This window comes from Ruegeria sp. CG1, from assembly GCF_056537265.1.
On sequence record NZ_JBQFRF010000001.1, the window covers coordinates 642,822 to 660,969 of the forward strand.

Annotated in this window: 19 protein-coding genes; 7 read left to right on the forward strand and 12 right to left on the reverse strand. The window is 54.8% G+C overall.

The window, feature by feature from the left end:
* Positions 1–85 precede the first annotated feature (85 nt).
* Both ACR0AU_RS03250 and ACR0AU_RS03255 read right to left on the reverse strand, forming a co-directional pair.
* Positions 86–994: a c-type cytochrome gene (locus ACR0AU_RS03250; RefSeq protein ID WP_480795256.1), complete on the reverse strand. Its 909-nt coding sequence runs from the start codon at positions 992–994 to the stop codon at positions 86–88.
* 13 nt (positions 995–1,007) lie between these two features.
* Positions 1,008–1,475, reverse strand: coding sequence for a c-type cytochrome (locus tag ACR0AU_RS03255; RefSeq protein WP_480795257.1), 468 nt, complete (start codon positions 1,473–1,475; stop codon positions 1,008–1,010).
* An 86-nt stretch (positions 1,476–1,561) separates the two neighbouring features.
* Between ACR0AU_RS03255 and ACR0AU_RS03260 the strand changes: the two genes are divergently transcribed.
* Positions 1,562–2,407 carry a LysR family transcriptional regulator gene (locus ACR0AU_RS03260; protein ID WP_170732195.1) on the forward strand — a complete coding sequence of 282 codons (846 nt, stop codon included), beginning with the start codon at positions 1,562–1,564 and terminating at the stop codon, positions 2,405–2,407.
* Between the two features lie 437 nt (positions 2,408–2,844).
* On the opposite strand, the gene cueR is transcribed toward ACR0AU_RS03260, so the two are convergent.
* The 10 genes from cueR to ACR0AU_RS03310 all read right to left on the reverse strand — a co-directional run bounded on the left by cueR (position 2,845) and on the right by ACR0AU_RS03310 (position 12,616).
* Positions 2,845–3,231 (reverse strand): Cu(I)-responsive transcriptional regulator, encoded by a 387-nt coding sequence (gene cueR, locus ACR0AU_RS03265; protein ID WP_170564201.1) that lies wholly within the window; start codon positions 3,229–3,231, stop codon positions 2,845–2,847.
* A 15-nt stretch (positions 3,232–3,246) separates the two neighbouring features.
* Entirely contained in the window at positions 3,247–5,757 is a 2,511-nt protein-coding gene (locus tag ACR0AU_RS03270; RefSeq protein ID WP_480795258.1) for a heavy metal translocating P-type ATPase, read from the reverse strand.
* Between the two features lie 325 nt (positions 5,758–6,082).
* Positions 6,083–6,811 (reverse strand): DsbA family protein, encoded by a 729-nt coding sequence (locus ACR0AU_RS03275; protein WP_480795259.1) that lies wholly within the window; start codon positions 6,809–6,811, stop codon positions 6,083–6,085.
* A 1-nt stretch (position 6,812) separates the two neighbouring features.
* On the reverse strand, positions 6,813–7,286 hold the full coding sequence (locus tag ACR0AU_RS03280) for a c-type cytochrome (RefSeq protein WP_170509961.1): 474 nt from the start codon (positions 7,284–7,286) through the stop codon (positions 6,813–6,815).
* A complete protein-coding gene (locus ACR0AU_RS03285) occupies positions 7,286–8,656 on the reverse strand; it encodes a multicopper oxidase family protein (protein WP_480795260.1) in 1,371 nt (456 codons plus the stop codon). Before ACR0AU_RS03285 ends, ACR0AU_RS03280 begins: the two co-directional genes overlap by 1 nt.
* Before the next feature lie 39 nt (positions 8,657–8,695).
* Entirely contained in the window at positions 8,696–9,595 is a 900-nt protein-coding gene (locus ACR0AU_RS03290; protein WP_480795261.1) for a c-type cytochrome, read from the reverse strand.
* A gap of 9 nt (positions 9,596–9,604) precedes the next feature.
* Positions 9,605–10,192 carry a cytochrome c gene (locus ACR0AU_RS03295; protein WP_170732187.1) on the reverse strand — a complete coding sequence of 196 codons (588 nt, stop codon included), beginning with the start codon at positions 10,190–10,192 and terminating at the stop codon, positions 9,605–9,607.
* Positions 10,193–10,588: 396 nt separating this feature from the next.
* Positions 10,589–11,038, reverse strand: a complete 450-nt coding sequence (locus tag ACR0AU_RS03300; RefSeq protein ID WP_170392477.1) for a c-type cytochrome — start codon at positions 11,036–11,038, stop codon at positions 10,589–10,591.
* Between the two features lie 69 nt (positions 11,039–11,107).
* The gene (locus ACR0AU_RS03305) at positions 11,108–11,698 is read right to left on the reverse strand and encodes a L,D-transpeptidase (RefSeq protein WP_170732186.1); all 591 of its coding nucleotides are present in this window, start codon (positions 11,696–11,698) and stop codon (positions 11,108–11,110) included.
* A gap of 726 nt (positions 11,699–12,424) precedes the next feature.
* On the reverse strand, positions 12,425–12,616 hold the full coding sequence (locus ACR0AU_RS03310; RefSeq protein WP_170732183.1) for a hypothetical protein: 192 nt from the start codon (positions 12,614–12,616) through the stop codon (positions 12,425–12,427).
* A 182-nt stretch (positions 12,617–12,798) separates the two neighbouring features.
* Between ACR0AU_RS03310 and ACR0AU_RS03315 the strand changes: the two genes are divergently transcribed.
* The 6 genes from ACR0AU_RS03315 (at position 12,799) to ACR0AU_RS03340 (ending at position 18,143) form a co-directional block, all read left to right on the forward strand.
* Complete coding sequence (locus ACR0AU_RS03315; RefSeq protein ID WP_170421572.1) at positions 12,799–13,353, forward strand: hypothetical protein; 555 nt, start codon at positions 12,799–12,801, stop codon at positions 13,351–13,353.
* A gap of 210 nt (positions 13,354–13,563) precedes the next feature.
* Positions 13,564–14,592, forward strand: coding sequence for a zinc-binding dehydrogenase (locus ACR0AU_RS03320; protein ID WP_170610605.1), 1,029 nt, complete (start codon positions 13,564–13,566; stop codon positions 14,590–14,592).
* 42 nt (positions 14,593–14,634) lie between these two features.
* Positions 14,635–15,510 carry a branched-chain amino acid ABC transporter permease gene (locus ACR0AU_RS03325; protein WP_170393104.1) on the forward strand — a complete coding sequence of 292 codons (876 nt, stop codon included), beginning with the start codon at positions 14,635–14,637 and terminating at the stop codon, positions 15,508–15,510.
* A gap of 4 nt (positions 15,511–15,514) precedes the next feature.
* A complete protein-coding gene (locus ACR0AU_RS03330; protein WP_170421566.1) occupies positions 15,515–16,612 on the forward strand; it encodes a branched-chain amino acid ABC transporter permease in 1,098 nt (365 codons plus the stop codon).
* On the forward strand, positions 16,609–17,373 hold the full coding sequence (locus ACR0AU_RS03335; protein ID WP_170732179.1) for an ABC transporter ATP-binding protein: 765 nt from the start codon (positions 16,609–16,611) through the stop codon (positions 17,371–17,373). The genes ACR0AU_RS03330 and ACR0AU_RS03335 overlap by 4 nt, the downstream gene beginning before the upstream one ends.
* Complete coding sequence (locus ACR0AU_RS03340; RefSeq protein ID WP_170405694.1) at positions 17,370–18,143, forward strand: ABC transporter ATP-binding protein; 774 nt, start codon at positions 17,370–17,372, stop codon at positions 18,141–18,143. The genes ACR0AU_RS03335 and ACR0AU_RS03340 overlap by 4 nt, the downstream gene beginning before the upstream one ends.
* Positions 18,144–18,148 lie beyond the last annotated feature (5 nt).

Below are 18,148 nucleotides of genomic sequence, written 5' to 3' on the forward strand. Positions count from 1 at the left end.
CAGGTGTTTGGCGAAAAGGGAATAGGTCTTACGGCATCCTATTGGTGACAGCATCTGGTCGCCGCTGCGTGGCGCCAAACGACTGTTATTCGGATGAATGCCCGGTCGACGAAACAGGAACAGCCTTGAGGTAGGCGGCAATCGCCAAACGGTCCTCATCCGTCAGCCGTGAGGTGTTCTCGATGACCTCCACCATCTCACCACCCGCACTGTCATAGTCTGGTGTAAAGCCAGATTTTAGGTATTCGGCAATGTCTGCCTCTGACCAATCAAGCTGGTCTGAGGTTAAGCCGGGGATACGACCTTTCCCGTTTGGATTTGGTGCACCCGTCAGCCAAAGGTCTCGTTTCAGGCCCCCTAAACCAATTCGCGGGGTATGGCATTCAGCGCAATGACCCAGCGCCTCGACCAAATACCTGCCATGTTTTTGTTGGTCGGTCAGATCACCTTCAACCACCCAGCCTGATGACATGAACAAGAGCTTCCATCCCCCCAATCCGCGCCGAACGCTGAAAGGAAAACCTACGTCATGCGCAACACTTTCCGTTGCGGCCGCTGGCAGCGTGCCGAGGAATGCGTGTAGCGAAACCACGTCTTCGGCCGACATGTTGGCGTAAGAGGTATAGGGAAACGCTGGGAAATAGTGCTGCCCTTCGGGTCCGGTTCCATGGATCAAGGCACTGGCCAGATCCAGGGCAGACCAGGATCCGATACCAGTTTCCGGGTCACTGGAAATGTTGGGGGCAATGAACGTACCGAATTCCGTCTCAAACCGGCGACCACCAGCGAGCACGAGCTTGTCTTCACCGACCGCATCCGGCGATGAATGACAGGATGCGCATCCCCCCGCGTGGAACACGATTTCACCTCGGGCAAGATCTGGGTTCAAACCGTCGAGTCGTGATTGCTCCATTCGTTGAGGTCGGGTCAGCACCAAACCGGCCAACCCGACCAACACAATGACGATTGCGACAAAGAAAAGAAAGCGCCGCACCGTCAGTGCCCAATCAGTTCTTTGGAGCTCTGTATGCTTTGTGACATGCCGAACAGCTTCCGCCCAGATCGCCCATCGCTGCTTTTAGGGCATCAACATCTTGACCTGCCGCAGCCTGCATCGCAACAGCGGCGTCTGCCATGGCCTGCACTTTTGCACCCACGTCAGGGAAGCTCTCCCAGATCGCAGGCAATGCACGGGTGGTCGGATCGGACACATTGTCAGATCCCTGGGGCCACATCGCGGATTGATCGATTTGTGTCAGCACAACAAGATTATTCGCGGCCCGAGTTGCGGCCTCGGCATCATAATCGACCTCTCCCTTAGCCATTCCGCCAAGTGTACCAAGATTGAAGGCATAGAGTTGCATGATTGAGGTACGAGCTTTCACAGCCGGATTTTCACTTTCATGGGCGATGGCTGTGCCAATGGCGGCCAATGATAAAAGACCTGCCGCGAATACTGAGAACTTCTTCTTCATGATGTGTCTCCCTGTTTAATGCTCCGAATATTAACTTGAACGATTTTTCTTGTAATTGTTTGTTATTGGTCGTCACTTGTTAATTTATGAACAACGCAAACTGGGATGATATTCGGTACGCGCTCGCCGTAAGCAAATACGGCTCACTCAATGCAGCGGCAGCGGCACTGGGCGTCACGCATGCGACCGTGTTGCGAAGGGTGGCCGCATTCGAAGAGCGCAATAGCTGTGTGATTTTCCAGAAAAGCCCTTCGGGATACTCTGCCCTGCCCGAGGCCAGAACCGTTCTGTCGGCTATGGAAAGCGTCGAAGATGCGGTGCTATCGGTCGAACGCGCGATTGTCGGTGCAAATCAGTCCCCTACGGGCCATGTGCGAATTACATCTACAGACAGTCTTTGCCAGATTGTTCTACCTTCAATACTAAATGAGATCGCACGGCTTTACCCCGGCCTGAAGCTGACTTTGCTAAGCGGGAATAGTCACCATGATTTGTCCCGGTTAAGCGCAGACATCGCCGTGCGCCCATCGATAAAGCTCGGGGAGGGTCTGGTCGGGCAGCGTGCCGGAACACTGTCTTTCGGAGTCTTTGACGACGGCTCCCCCAATCGCAAATGGTTGAGGCTAGATGGCGCGTTAAGCCGTTCACTTCCTGCCAAATGGTTAAAAGCGAATGTCAGTGCTGACCAAATGACCAACGGGGCAGACAGTTTTTTGGTGCTTCAGCAGATGGCAGCCGCAGGAGTCGGCAAAACGTTTTTGCCTACTTTTTTTGGCGACGCGGATTCCAGACTTCGAAAGTCTCACGACATCACTCCAGAAATTCAGGTTCCGCTCTGGGTTGCGGCACTGGACGAAATTGCGAACACACCAAGATTTGCAATCGTTCAACGAGTGTTGGTTGAACGCTTAGCCACTGTTCTTACTGGATGACGCTGTTTTTTTGAAATCAAATGCGAGCATTAGGATGGAGCTTCAAGCCGATACACGACGCAGACATTTCAAACCAAAGTCTTACTAACAAGCTGTTAGGACAATGACCTCTTGATGCAGTTTGCCGGTCACTACGATAACCGAATTTGCTATCGTCTAGTTTGCGCTGTGCGGACTTGAGGTAAGGAGTGCTTTCCGCCCTAAGGGACCTAAATTCGCCTTCGATAACTGCCGGCAAAGGTTACTCGACTTTAATCACTATGACGCTTTCCTATGACACCCCCCCCACCCGCTTTTTGTGCCGAAGCCGTCCCTAGTGCTGACCCGAAGCCAACAAAACTACAATTGATAGCGCGGCACGCACTAGAGAAGAGCGGATTGCCACGTCTAAAGAAAAAGATTGCCAAACTTGGAGGCAGATCAAACAACAAGGTCAACTACGCTTGGCCCAAGTTTTTTAGAATTGGACAGTCTGGGCGGTGGTCGCCGGCGCATTCTTCGATCAGATGAGACAGTGTTTCATGCATCGCCTTCAGATCGGAAATCTTATCTTCGATCTCTTTCAGATTCTGTTTTGCAATTTCTTTCACGTCCGCGCTTGCGCGTTCTTTGTCCTCGTAAAGCGCCAGTAGCGAACGACAATCCTCAATAGTAAAGCCCAATGAGCGGGCCCGCCCGATGAAGGCCAGCTTGTGCAGTTCCTTTTCGTCGAAATGGCGATACCCATTGAGGCTCCGCTTGGGTTTGATGAACCCGATATCCTCGTAATAGCGGATGGTTTTGGCAGGCAGACCGGAACGTTCTGCTACATCTCCGATATTCACAGCGGTTCTCCTATTCTATCCAGCAGGCGCTGAACGCAGCGTCTGCTCGGTGTTCTGCGAGATCTGTTCTCGCCCAACTTTGATCGGCTTTACCCAGCGCAACCGCAGCGCATTGGTCAGGACAAATACACTGGAGAGAGCCATGGCACCTGCGGCCAAAACCGGCGATAGCAGCGGGCCGCCAAACGGATAAAGCACCCCTGCCGCAACCGGTATGAGCAGTGTGTTGTAGCCGAACGCCCAGAACAGGTTTTGGCGGATGTTACGCATGGTGCGCTGACTAATATCGAAGGCATTGACCACGCCCGTCAGGTCGCCTGACATCAGAACGACGTCAGCCGCTTCGATGGCAATGTCAGTGCCTGTCCCGATCGCAATTCCTACCTCAGCTGCCGCCAAAGCAGGCGCATCATTGATGCCATCACCCACAAAGGCCAGTTTTCCGCCATTTGAACGCAAATCCTGTAACGCGGATACTTTACCCTCGGGCAGAACTTCAGCCACGACATGATCGATGCCAAGCTGCGCCGCAATGGATTTGGCAGTAGCGGCATTGTCACCGGTGATCATCGCTACTTTCAGGCCCAGCCCGTGCAGAGCTTCGATTGCGTCCGGCGTGGTGGTTTTGATTGGGTCCGCCACAGCGATTACGGCCGCGAGAGCCCCGTCTACGGCAGCATAAAGTGGAGTCTTTCCGTTGATTGCGAGTTCAGCGCCCCGATCAGACAACGCGCCCATTTCTACCCCTTCGCGGCTCATCAAGCGGTCGGCCCCGATCAGGATTTTATGGCCTTCAACTGAGGCGCTTACCCCGTAACCGGTGATCGACGTGAAGTCTTCTGGCTTGGAAAGCTCCAGACCACGGGTTTCTGCCGCGCGCACGATGGCTGTGGCGATTGGATGTTCTGAAGTGACCTCAACGGCAGCAACAAGGTGCAGAACCTCGTCTTCGGTCATTCCTTCGGCCACAATCAGGTCGGTCAGCTCCGGACGCCCTTCGGTCAGGGTGCCCGTCTTGTCCACCGCAACAACGGTGGTTTCCTGCAGCATTTGCAAGGCATCGCCCTTTCGGAACAGGACGCCCATCTCGGCAGCGCGGCCAGTGCCGACCATGATGGAAGTAGGTGTTGCCAACCCCATGGCGCAGGGGCAAGCAATGATCAGTACCGCAACCCCGGCCACCAACGCCAGGCTAAGCGCGGGATCGGGTCCGAACAACATCCATACCAGCACTGTCACAACGGCCACTGCGATCACTACCGGCACAAACCACAGCGTGATGCGGTCGACCAGGCCTTGAATCGGAAGTTTGGCACCCTGTGCTTGTTCGACCATCTGAATGATCTGGGCCAACATAGTGTCTGCGCCGATCTTTTCAGCACGGTACGTCAATGCACCTGCGCCATTTACGGTCCCCCCGACCACAGTTGCGCCCTCGGTTTTTTCGACGGGAACCGGCTCTCCGGTGATCATGCTTTCATCGACATATGACGCGCCGGTCATTACGGCACCATCCACCGCGATTTTTTCGCCCGGTCGAACGTGCACAATATCCCCTACAACGATCTGCTCAATCGGTAGCTCGACAACCGATCCGTCGCGCTCAACTCGTGCTGTTTTTGCCTGCAGACCGACCAGTTTTCGGATCGCTTCACCCGTTCGGCCCTTGGCGCGCGCCTCGAGGAACCGCCCAAGCAATATAAGAACCACGATTACCGCTGCGGCCTCGTAGTAGACATTTGCGGTTCCGGCAGGAAGAATATGCGGCGCAAAGGTCGAGATAAGCGAGAACCCATAGGCCGCCGAAGTGCCCAGGGCCACCAGAGAATTCATGTCCGGCGCGCCTTTGACCAAGGAAGGGAATCCCTTGGTGTAGAACTGCAAGCCTGGCCCCAAAAGAACGATCGTGGTCAGAAGGAATTGCAGGTAATAGCTGTTCTGGATGCCGATGGTGCTCGCTATCAGGTGGTGCATGCCCGGAATAACATGCGAGCCCATTTCGAGAATGAATACCGGCAAAGCGAGCAAAGCGGCGAAGCTTGTTCGCCGCGCCAGATGGCTGATCTCTGCCGCTTTGCGGTCTTGTGGTTCGGTCTGCGTTGCGGATCGCAGGCTCGCCGGATAGCCGGCAGATGCCGCAAGCGCCGCGATTGCTTCGGGTGTTGTGACTCCCTCAGCAAAACGCACAGTTGCACTTTCAGTGGCCAGATTGACCGACGCGGACAAGACGCCGCCATCGGCTTCCAGGGCTCGTTCAACGCGCCCTACACAGGATGCGCAGGACATGTTCTGAATATCCAGCGTTACCTCTGCGGTCCGCGCCGGATATCCGGCGCGGTTTAACGCATCAGCAATGGCCGCTTTATCGGCTGGATCGCGGAAATCGACCTGAACGCTTTCACTGGCGAGATTAACCGAAGCGGCATCTACCCCTGGCACATCTTTCAATGCGCGCTCGACGCGCCCAACGCAGGAAGCACAGCTCATACCCTGAACCTGGAACCGCGCATGTGAATTTTCAGTCATATTGTCACCACGTATGTTCTGCTGACGGGCAACATAAGGGTTCCAGCAAGTGGAAGGTCAAGGGATGAGGCTGACTTTCTTTCTCATCATTCATGACGACGCTAAGTATCCCGGATATGAACTGCGGGCACCGCAAGTCAGCTATAGACAAAGCCATTGACACAGTAAGTTCCTCCGCACAGTTGGACTTTGACATGAAAAACCGCAGGGTACGTGTCTTAAGCACCAATCAACTTGATCATATCCTTGCAGCTCAGAGTCCGAGGGATACGAAGCCACGTTCGCAACAGAAGCTTAGGGGCGCACATGCTGTCGTCCCTTAGTTCTATCTTGCGTCTCTGACTGCCTCGATTAGCCGGGTCATTTCATCTTCGGCGATCAGACCCGGGGCAAGCGCATCTCCAATCACAAACGAAGGGGTGCCACTGAAGCCAAGCTGCCGGGCCAATTCCATGGACACCTGGATATGCGCGTCGACTTCCGGCGCCTCCATGTCTGCGCGCAATTGATCCTCGTCCAGGCCAAGTTCCCGAACAACTTTCAGGACACTGGCCTCAGTGGCACGACCGTTCAGAGCCATAAGCGCCCAATGAAATTCTTCATATTTTCCCTGATTACGTGAGGCAAGCGCGGCGCGTGCCGCGAAGTCGGAACCTTCTCCGAGTATGGGCCATTCTCGGTAAACAACTCGGACATCGGAATCGCCTGCGATTACGTTTTTCACGACCGGGGCCGCGCGTTTGCAATATGGGCAGTTATAGTCAAAAAACTCGACTACGGTTACACCACCTTCCGGGTTTCCGATGACAGGCGCATTCGGATCCTGTTCCAGCAATTCACGCTGATTTTCCAAGACGTTTCCAATGGCTTCGGCTTTTGCCTGATCTTCGCGCTGTTGAAGCAATTGAATCGCCTGCATGATGATTTCGGGGTTTTCCATAATGGCTTCCAGAGCCAGCCGTTTTACATCGGAGTCAGACAATTCGTCAGCACTCGCCATAGCAGCACCAATCGACATAGTGATGGCAATTAAGCCTGCAAAAAATCGTTTCACGTCAGTTTCCTTCCGTTTGTTCTGCCTCGGTGCGCTGCTCTTGCAGCTTGCGTTCCCGATCCGGCCAACTCTCCTTGATGAAGGCAAGGATGTCCCAGATTTCCTGATCCGACAGAGTGTCCTCGAAACCTGGCATACCGCTTTTGACATCAGCGACGCCCATCTGTTTTAGTGTTTGGTACCCGCCAAGCTTTGTATAATCGAACAACAGCTTGTCGCCGTGATGCCAAGTGTGCCCTGTTCGGTCATGCGGGGGAGCTCGCAAGACGCCATCTGGATCAGGTGTCTGCCAATCTGGTTGACCCTCCAGACTTGCCCCGTGGCATGACGCGCAGTTTTCGGCGTACAAAACTGCACCACGTGCCGAATCCGCTGATGCACCGTTTTGTGCGCGCCCGCTCAGGCCCCAGCCAGCGACCGCGACAATGATCACCACAGCAGCTAGTGACACCCATTTCGCCGCACTCTTGTTCATCACGCCACGCTCAGCCAGGTCTTCATTCCAGCGGCCTGATGCGACAGCATGTGGCAATGAAACAGCCAGTCCCCCGGGTTATCCGCAACGAACGCAATCTCCCGCGTTTCCATCCGGTCAACCAGTATTGTGTCTCGCAGCGGTCCCAGGCTCCCGTTCGGCAGAACTTCCTGAAAGTGCGTCCCGTGCAAGTGCATGGCATGCGCAAAGACAGTGTCGTTCTGCATCTGAATACGGACTATGTCGCCACGCGAAACAGAAGCGAGCGGGTCTTCGGGTAACCCTGCGACTCCGTTGAATGTCCAGATCTGTCCTTCCTGAACCAACTCATTAGCGCTCATGACTTGGCCGTTGTAAGTACCTTGACGCAGTCCGCCCATCGCCCCGCCTTCCATCACCAATGGAACCTTTAAGGCGTCAGAAACATCTTCAAGAAAAGAAACAGGGTTGGGTGGCAGAGCTTCGATCTCACCGCGGCTGGCAGATGTACCGCTTCCCGAAACCGGGATCTCAGCGATAACAAATGATTCATCGCGTTCGTGAAGAGTTATTTGAACGGCTTCGTTCGATTCCGCTGTGACGTCGACGATCAAGTCTGCTCGCTGTGCAGGTCCGAAAACAAGTGTTTCGAAATCTTCTGGCTGCCTTACAGGCATGCCATCATAAGCGACCAGTTTCCCGTTTGCGCCACCTACTGACACATACATGATCCGATCAGTTGCCACGTTGACCATTCGAATTCGCAATCGCTGGTTCGTCAAAACTTCGGTCATTGGCGATATGCGCGCGTGAACGTAGTTTCCCATCCGACCTGCATGGGTCCAATCATGCATTGCACCAAAATCATCTACTATTTGAGCGTCCTTACCCAACCGCCAATCATCCAGAAGGATCGTGATGTCATGGTCCGTGTCCGGCGGGTCCGTTTCGTCGACGATGAACGCGCCGTAAAGGCCCCTGGCCACTTGTTCCGTTGACTGGTTGTGAGAGTGATACCAGAAGGTCCCCGCGTCCTTCAGATGCAAGTCATACTGATATTTGCCGCCGGTTGGTACAGCCTCCTGCGTAAGGCCCGGCACCCCGTCCATATTGTTCGGACCCCGCAATCCGTGCCAATGGATTGCTGTAGGCTGAGGTAGCGAGTTCAGGAGTGTCCGGCGAACCGTTTCGCCTTGCCGGGCTCGAATTTCAGGGCCCGGAACACCGCCATCATATCCCCATATCTCGGTCTCCGGATAGTTGTCGGGGGCAACACGCGCCAATCCTGAACGCGCCTCGATTATTCGGGGGGCGGTAGCCGCCCTCCCGATAGTCGGCACTGCGATTAGTGCCGACGTGCCTGCAACAAATTGCCTGCGATTGAGCTTCATTAGGACTTCCTTCCAAAGAATACTTGATCTCTCACTGAATTATCCCCCCTCGTGTACATCCAGCAGATAGGTCGCCATTGCCTTCCGGTCATCGTCTGTCAGAAAGCTGGTGCCATAGTTTACGACCTCTCCCATGGCGCCCCCGAAGACATCGCCATCAGGCATGACACCGGTGCGCAACGCATAGGCCAAATCATCTACCGTCCAACCACGCTTTTGCAGGGTCTCAAAGTCGATGGCCGGTGCCTTGTCACCGCCTGGCAGCGAGTCACTTCCCTTGAAGTGTTCCGTGTCCGAATTTCTTGCGCCAGCCAGGTTCCTCCCGGTGTGACAGGCGGCACAATGCGTGGCACCTTCAACGAGTAACCGGCCCCGGTTCCATACATCATCATTGCCCGGCACGGGATCGGTCCGCGGCGGTTCCAAAAATGCCGCCCGCCACAGCTTCAGTCCCCATCTCTGATTGAAGGGGAACACCATTTCCTGCTCTTTTGACGGTTCCGCTACCGGTGCAACCGTTTTCCAGGCGGCCCAGAGATCGGCGATGTCCTGATCCGTGAAATTCGCATAAAACGGATAAGGAAAGGCCGGGTAGTAGGGCTGCCCGTCTGGCGACACACCCTGACGCACAGCGCGGGCAAATTCCTCGATGGTCCAATCACCGATCCCGTGATCGGGATCTGTGGTCAAGTTCGGCGAAAAGAGCGTGCCGAACGGGGTATCCAACTCCACCCCACCGGCCAAGGGCTCACCTCCTTTGGCAAAGTCTGTGTGGCAGGCGATACAGCCGCTTGCCCTTGCCAGATACGCCCCGCGGTTAACGTCACCTTGAATGTCGAGAGCTTGTAAGGGCTGGCCAATCGGCCAAGCCATCACAGCAACAAACCCTGCTGACGCCGTAACGGCGGTAGCAAGACCCAACCGTATTATCGGCTTCATGATGCATTCCTATTCCGACCGAAATCGCGTGTGACACGCCGAGCATGTCTGGCTCAGCATCATGAACACACCATCTGCCGGCATTTCAGACAGCTGTGCTAAGTTTGGACTGCCAGCCATCATCCCGCTGCCCATCATGGAACCACCTCCCATCATGGAACCACCTCCCATCATGGATTTGCCGCCCATCATGCCGGAACCATGACCCGATCCGGACGCCATCAGCCCGTTGTCTGCCGAAAGCGCAAGGCCTTTTGAGTAGATTTCCAACTGTCTGGCTATTTCTGTAAAGGAACCCCAATCCTGCCAGATTTGCGATTTGGCCTCCGAGGGTTTGCCATCAGATCCCTCTGGAAACAGCTTAGTCATGCTCTCACCGGCGTGGCTTCCGATTTTCTTGGCTTCGCTTCGTACCGTTTGCGCATTGTAGGGCGTTTTCCCCTGCATCATCGGTGTAAGGACCTTCATGCTGTCCTTCATCGCGGACATACCGTCCATGCGTTCTTTGACGACGCCGGTTGCGCCACCATGCGCTAAGGCGGCCGCCGCAAATAGAGAAACCAGGGCCACGCCTGTAGTCATTTTTAGAAAGTTCATTTATTTGTCCTTTTCGTCTGCTTCGACGCGCCCATCTTGAGCGCAATTCGACTCGTCAGATCAGGACACGCGGCGGTGGTGGGTCAAACGCGATAATACTAAGAACCCGGTATTGAGCTCGAGGTATCGAGTATCTTCGTTCCGTGCCTTGGGGACCAGGCGGTGTTGGACCCATCAAAAATAGTCCAACAGCGTTGCAGATCGCTCCGCCATGACAATGCCCGGGATGACCCTGCTTGACATGTTCGACGTCCGCAGAGTCGGTCTGGTCAATCACATGCGGTGAATCACCGCCATGTGCATGAGCAGAATCGGCCGTTACAAGTAGCCCGCCAATAGCCAGCGCAATTGACAGGATGGAGCAACGAATTGCTGTGCCCACTCGACTCGTCACCTTCAGAAAATCCCGTTTTCTTGCTGCAACTCTCTTATGTACGCCACGATGCCCTTCACATCCGCGCGGGTCAAACCATCGACCGGCGGCATGTTACCGAACTTCCAATGGTGTGCCCGAACACCATTCTGGACGGCCACGTAAAATGCCTCGTCCGAATGGTGGCTTGGTTCATAGATTTTATGCACCAATGGTGGTGCAAGGCCCTCCAGACCAGTTGCATTCCCGCCATGGCACGCCGAGCATTTTGCGTCGAATGCCACTTTGCCGACGGCCGCAAATTCGCTTAGCTGGTCCGGTAGATTGACGTTTTGGATTGGGTCTCCCGACGCCAGCGTCGACGTATCAGGTGTCGTCATCGAATGGCCAGCTGGTTGCTGATTTAGATTGTAGACGATTGCGACGGCACCTGCGATCGCCACACCGCCTATCATGAGTGTAAGTTTATCCATTTTACTATTTCACGTCGTTGTCAGTTACCGAGCTTAAGCACCTGTCCAGAAAAGCCGACTTGACCATGGTCAGATCAGTTTTACCTGCGTGCCCACGGTGGCCAGTTCGAACAAGTCCGCGATCTGCTCATTGTACAAGCCGATGCAGCCATTGGAGGATCTTCTTCCGATCTTGCGTGTGTCGTTGGTGCCGTGGATCCGGTAGTATTGCCAGCTCAAATAAAGTGCATGTGTCCCCAGAGGATTCTCCGGACCCGGGCCCACATAGTCGGGCCAAGCGGGGTTGCGCTTTTTCATTGCTGGTGTCGGTCGCCAAGATGGCCCCTCAACCTTGCGAGTTACTGTGGTGTAGCCCAGCCTTGTAAGGTCTTCCGTCAGCGGCACGCTGGTTGGATACATCCGATAGACGCTCTCGTCTTCTGACCAATATTGCAGGACCTTGGACTGTGTATCGGACAGGATCACACCATTCTTAAGCGTATCAAAGTGATCCTGCCATTTAGCAACGCGGAATGAAGAAACATTGCGGCGCGCCCCTTCGGTTGTCATCGATTGGGCCCAAACGGCCGGTGCTGGAAAAAGAGTTGTCGCAGCAAACGCGGCAATCACTCCGCGTCGCGTAACAGCCTTTCTATCCCTGTTCGGTTTCATGCCTGCCATCCCAAGCGTGTATTCTTGCTCTACGACTCATTTGGGCTGTATGCCCGGTTCCCGCGCTGGAAGGTCAACAAACAACAGGTTTTGCGTAAGGGATATTTCATCTGGAATGCCGCCGCCGTGGGCACATGGGGCGGTTTCAAAGGTGGCTTCAGATCGTCAAGCTATTGTGAAGAAGAAACTATTTTTGGGTGCTCACACCAAAACAACGTCAATACAGGTAGATAGCAAGCATGGAGCGTTTTCCCGAGCTTCTATCGCCTTTGTTCAGATTGCTGCCCGTTGTCGGTCCAATAACGGTAAAGAGCGCAACACCTGCGAGAGCTTTGACCTGTGTCATGGCATCGATTTCCCAATAACCTGTATGGTCGTTGGCACGCGGCCCAGATTCACTGGACACTATACTCTCGCGTAACGGTCGCCATAATAGCTTTGTCTGGATGCACGGGCAGGCACCACCTCGTTGACTGGATTAGCCTCGGAGCGGAATACTGTTACCGTACTCACCATTAAGTTGATCGCGAGGTTCTTCGCGGAACATTTGATTGAAATGACACAAGAAACGTGTGCCGTCTGGAATGCTTTACTTTCCTAGCCTACTGTTTCGAGCGAAAAAGATTTGGTGTTAGAAAGTCACGCGGAGTGGTAACAAAAAATTCCGGTTCCGCCCTAAGGATCTTCAATGGGCGTTCGGCAACCGCTGACATAGGTCACTCACCATAAATCACTTTAATGCTTTCTTGTGACACCCCTGCCCGCTTTCTGTGCCGAACCTGCCCATCTTGCCGCCACAAAGCCCTTGTCTCTTAATGCAAGGACTTCTGTTTTGATGTAGAACACGGTCTCGGAAATCGTTGTGAGTGCAAGCCCACCCAGGGTTCGAATCCCTGTCTCTCCGCCATAAATCAATTCATCCTTCAAGGCTGTTTCTTTGCTTGTGTTGCGATTCCTGCAATGGATGGCATGATGTTGCCACTGCCTGCAGTGTCAATCAGCGCAGTGTGGCTCAAACCCGCAATATGCTGCAAACTCACGTGTTTTCCCCTTTGCTTTAACGTACCTTAACCCCATCTGAGCGACACATCATTTGAAGGAGACATCCAATGTCGCGTCTTTTACTTATCGTAGCCATCGCCGTTATCGGCGGAGGCGCTTACTATTTCGCCACAAAACCTGAACCAACCCCTGCCGAGCAGTTGCAATCGGCGGCTGAAGATGCCTCAGAGGCGGTTGGTGAAGCAGCCTCGGCAATACAAGAGGGCGCTGCTAATGCCGTTGAGGCGGCGACTGAACAAGCATCCGAGGCTGCGTCCTCGATTGCGGATCAGGCCTCGGAAGCTGCATCTTCGGTATCGGAACAGGCCAGCGACGCTGCTACATCTTTGACCGAGCAGGCCAATGATGCAGCCTCAGCAGCTGGCGATCAGGTCGCAGCGCTTGCCGGTCAGGGACAGGAACTGTTCAACTCGTGGGTTCAGGACGGCATGCTGACCGCGCAGAATTTCGACTATGACGCAATCGTCACGTCAGTTCAGGAAAGCGCCTTGTCTCAGGACATCAAAACACAGGTTATGAAGATCCTCGACGAGATCAAAGCGTCGCCTGAGCTGGTTGTCGCGAAGATACAGGATCTGCGCAATCTGATGACGCAGCAGTGATCAATTCTAGAACCAGCCCCAAGAGGGCTGGTTCACCCGGTCGGGATGCGACTTAATTTGCGTCACTTTACGGCATTACCCAATTGACATAGCTCACCGTGTTTGATTGCTTTCTTGAGATTGTTTTGAAAAAATAAAACCTTTTGTCAGTGTGTTACATTGTGACGATGAAGGCCTCGTGCTGAACTCGCATCAAAGAAGGATCGAACGATGACCACCCTGCCCGACACCATGTTTGCCGTTGTTCAGACGCAGGACGGATATTCCGGCACAGCCACGGGACCGACGCTGGAGAATGCCTCGGACTGGTTAGCGGAGGCTGAACTGCCTGTACCTGTCCCAAAGGCGGGACAAGTGTTGATCAAAGTGCGCACTGCCTCGGTGAATCCTTCAGATATCCATTTTATCAAAGGGGAATATGGTCAGCCGCGGGTCAAAGGCGCCGCAGCAGGGTTCGAGGGGTGCGGAGATGTTGTTGCCACCGGTACCGGCGCTGACGCCCTGCTGGATCAGCGCGTGGCCTTTGTGGCAGCAGGCTCTGGTGCCTGGGCCGAGTATGTTGTGACGCAGGCCCAGATGTGTATCCCCTTGCGCCCCGAAATCTCGGATGAAGACGGGGCGGCGCAGATCGTAAACCCGCTAACCGCAATGGCGATGGTGGATATCGCACGGGCTGAGGGCGAGGCTTTTGTGGTCTCTGCCGCCACCAGCCAGCTTGGTAAGTTGATGTGCAGCCTTGGACGGGATCTTGGGTTGAAACCGATCGCTCTGGTGCGGCGCGCCGAAACGGTCGAGATGTTAAAAGGCCTGGGTGCGGCAGAGGTGGTCGTGACCAGCGATACGGATGCGCCGACGCGGTTTGCCACGATCAGTGCAGATCTGAAACCTCGTGTTTTTCTCGACGCGGTTTCCGACCAACTGTCAGAGCAGGTGTTCTGCGCGATGCCCAATGGCGCGCGGTGGGTTTGCTATGGGAAACTCAGTTCGGAAATGCCGAAGTTGACTCAGATGGGCCAGTTGATCTTCATGAGCAAACGGATCGAGGGTTTCTGGCTGACCCGCTGGATGATGGACACCCCCCCGGCTGATCAAATGCGAGTTGTCAGCGAAGTGCAGGCGCGATTTGCAGATGGGCGCTGGCGCACAGATGTTTCCGCACGGCTTTCGCTACGAGAAGTGCTGCCAAATCTGGCGGATGCTCTGAAAAAGAGTGACGGGAAGGTGATAATCACTCCATAGTAGAACAAAGCGCCGGACTTAACCGGCTTAGGGAGGGTGAGATTGGATAACGCACAGCTGCTGATTAGCGGGCTGGCGAATGGTTGTGTCTACGGCCTGATCGCCCTTGGCTTTGTACTGATTTACAAAGCCACCGAGGCAGTGAATTTTGCGCAGGGCGATTTCATGATGCTGGGTGCGTTTGTCACCATTGGCCTTACGAATACGGAATATATGGGGCTGCCCTTCTGGCTGGCGCTACCGATTTCACTGGGGATTATGGGCGCACTTGGGTATCTGATCGATCGGCTGATCATCCGCCGCGTCTTTGGCGAAAGTCAGACTGCCGTGGTGATCCTAACCATCGCCTTGGGCTTTGTGATCAGGTTTGCAGCTGGTCTGATCTGGGGGCACGAGCCGCAAACGCTGCAGAACCCATTGGCTGGTAAGGAAATCCGGTTCGGTGGTCTTGTGCTGGGGATGGAGGACGTGGCCGTGATTGTTGTCACCGTCCTACTGACCTGGGGTCTTTATGTGTTCTTCAGCAAGACCAAGCTGGGGCTTGCCATGCAAGGTGCGTCTCAAAACCAGTTGGCGGCATATTACATGGGGATCCCGGTCAAGCGGGTTCAGGGCTTAATCTGGGCATTGGCCGGAGTTGTCGCCGGGATTGCCGGAATTTTGTTCGCGGCCAAAGGCTCGGTCGATCCCACAACTGGGCTTCTGGGGATCAAGGCATTTGCAGCAGCTGTGATCGGCGGGTTCGGCAGCCTGCCCGGCGCTTTGGCCGGCGGGCTAATCGTCGGCGTAATCGAGCCCTTCGCTAGCCGCTATATCGCAGCCGGGTACAGTCAGATCGCGCCTTATGCGCTGTTGCTGGCAGTTCTGATCTTTCGACCGCATGGGCTGTTCAGCCAGGTGCGGGTCAAGAAGGTCTGATCGCATGCGGATTGTTTTCAAAACAAACTATATGCAGGACATTCGCCCGTGGAAGGATGGCTATCAGCTTAGCCTCTATCTGATCCTGTTGGCGGTCGTAGCCGCTGCGCCGTGGTGGCTGGATGATTTCTATCTTGGAGAACTGACCAATGTCCTGATCTGGGCCATCGCAGGTTTGGGCTTGATGATCCTAACCGGCCATACCGGGCAGGCCAGCCTTGGCCATGCCGCCTTTCTGGCCGTTGGGTGCTATGCCAATGTTATCCTGATCGAGGCTGGAGTACCATTCCTCATCGCTTTCCCTCTGGCGGGTCTGTTGACCGGCATCGTCGGAGCAACCGTCGCCATCCCTGCGCTGCGCTTGCATGGCATCTATCTTGCGATCTTCACCCTGGCTCTGTCTGTGCTCATGGACGACATCATCGTTCTGGCCGAACCCGTCACCGGAGGTGTCGCGGGTAAATATCTGGGTGGTGTCGAAATCTTCGGACATCTGGTCGATCGTTGGGCCACCCCGGCCCCGTTTTTCTGGCTGGTGCTGGCCGTCGCCGTTATCGTGACACTGGGCTATATCAACCTATTGCGCGCGCCCTTGGGCCGCAGCTTCATCGCCGTACGAGACTCTGAGGTCTCAGCGCAGGCGATGGGTGTGGATATCGCGCGCACCAAGACGATCTCTTTCGCCCTCTCCTGCGCCGTCACCGGACTAGCAGGCGCTTTGATGGGTATGTTCTCTGGGGCGTTCAATAACGAGACCTTCAGTGTCGTAATTTCCATCCAATTGCTGATGATGATCGTTATCGGAGGTCTGGGCTCAATCCATGGCGCGTTTTTGGGCGCAATCGTGATCGGTTTCCTGCCGCAGTTTTTGTCGATTTCAAAGGAATACGCAGCAGCCCTGTTTGGTGGTAATACGGTCGCCATTCCGGGGCTCGAATTCGGCATCTTTGGCATGATCCTGATCGCCTTCATCCTGTTCGAACCGATGGGTCTGTATGGTCGATGGCTAAAAATCCGGACGTGGTTCGAACTGTTCCCCTTCTACCGCAAGGACATGTTCAAAAGACAAAAGTCCTATCTCAAGACGGAGCGTCTGAGATGAGCTTGCTGGAGTTTGAAAACGTTACCCTGAAATTCGGCGGTCTGACTGCTGTGGATGATCTGTCCTTCAACGTGCAAGAAGGTGAGGTGTTCGCCATCGTCGGTCCCAACGGCGCCGGCAAATCAACGGTCTTCAACCTGATTTCGCGCTTCTATGATCCTTATGCAGGGGCGATCCACTTTGACGGGCATGATCTGCTGCGTATCAAGCCCTCGGGTGTCGCGGCCTATGGCGTCGCGCGGACATTCCAGAACATTGAACTGTTCGAACATGCGACCGTTTTGCAGAACCTCCTGGTCGGGCGCCACCGGCACCGCAAAACCAATCTGATCTCGGAAATTCTGTTCTCGCCCTCTGCACGACAGCAGGAGATCGAGAACCGAGAAAAGGTTGAAGAGATCATCGACTTCCTCGACCTCCAGGCCTTTCGTGACAAGATGATCTCGGGCTTACCCTATGGCGTGCGTAAGGTGGTCGAAGTCGCTCGAGCGTTGGCCACCGATCCAAAACTCCTGCTGTTGGACGAACCCGCCTCGGGCTTATCGGTGGAAGAGACCACAGATATGCGTTGGTGGATCGATGACATCCGGCGTCAGATGGGCATTACCGTGCTTATGGTAGAGCATGATATGGGTCTGGTCTCGGGCGTATCCGACCGGGTTCTTGCCATGGCCGACGGAGCGAAGCTTGCCCTTGGAACCCCAGCCGAAGTTCAATCTCATCCTGCTGTGGTAGAGGCCTATTTGGGCAAAGCTTCATGAACCAACCGATCCTTAGCATTCGCAATGTTGAAAGCTTTTATGGCCCGATCATGGCCATTCGTGGCGTGTCATTGGACGTGCATCGAGGGCAGGTCGTTTCAATCCTGGGCGCAAATGGCGCGGGCAAGACAACGCTGATGAAAACAATCTCAGGCGTGATGGATCCCGAAAAAGGTTCAATCACATTTGACGGTCAGCAAATACAGGGATCGGAACCTCACAAGGTCGTGCAAAAAGGCATCGTCCATGTGCCCGAGGGACGCGAGGTCTTTCCACTTTTGACCGTCGACGAGAACCTGAACCTTGGGGCTTATACCCTGTCGGATAAAGGACAGATCGATCATGACCGCGATCTGGTATTTTCCTACTTTCCTGTGCTGAAAGACCGCCGCAATCAAGAGGCTGGCACTCTGTCCGGCGGGCAACAGCAGATGCTGGCGATTGGGCGCGGCCTGATGGCTAACCCGCGTATCATGCTGCTGGATGAGCCCTCGCTGGGCCTATCGCCGCTGCTGGTGCAAGAGATTTTTGGCATTCTCAAACGCCTGAATGACGAACAGAGCATGACAATGATGCTGGTCGAGCAGAACGCCAATGCGGCACTGGAACTCGCCCATCATGGCTATGTAATGGAGATCGGACGGATCGTTATGGATGGTGCGGCTGAAACCTTGCTGCAATCCGAGGACATTCAGAACTTTTATCTGGGCGTTCAGGAAGAAGGCGCGCGAGAAAACCGACGCTGGAAACGCAAAAAGACGTGGAGGTGAGCTGG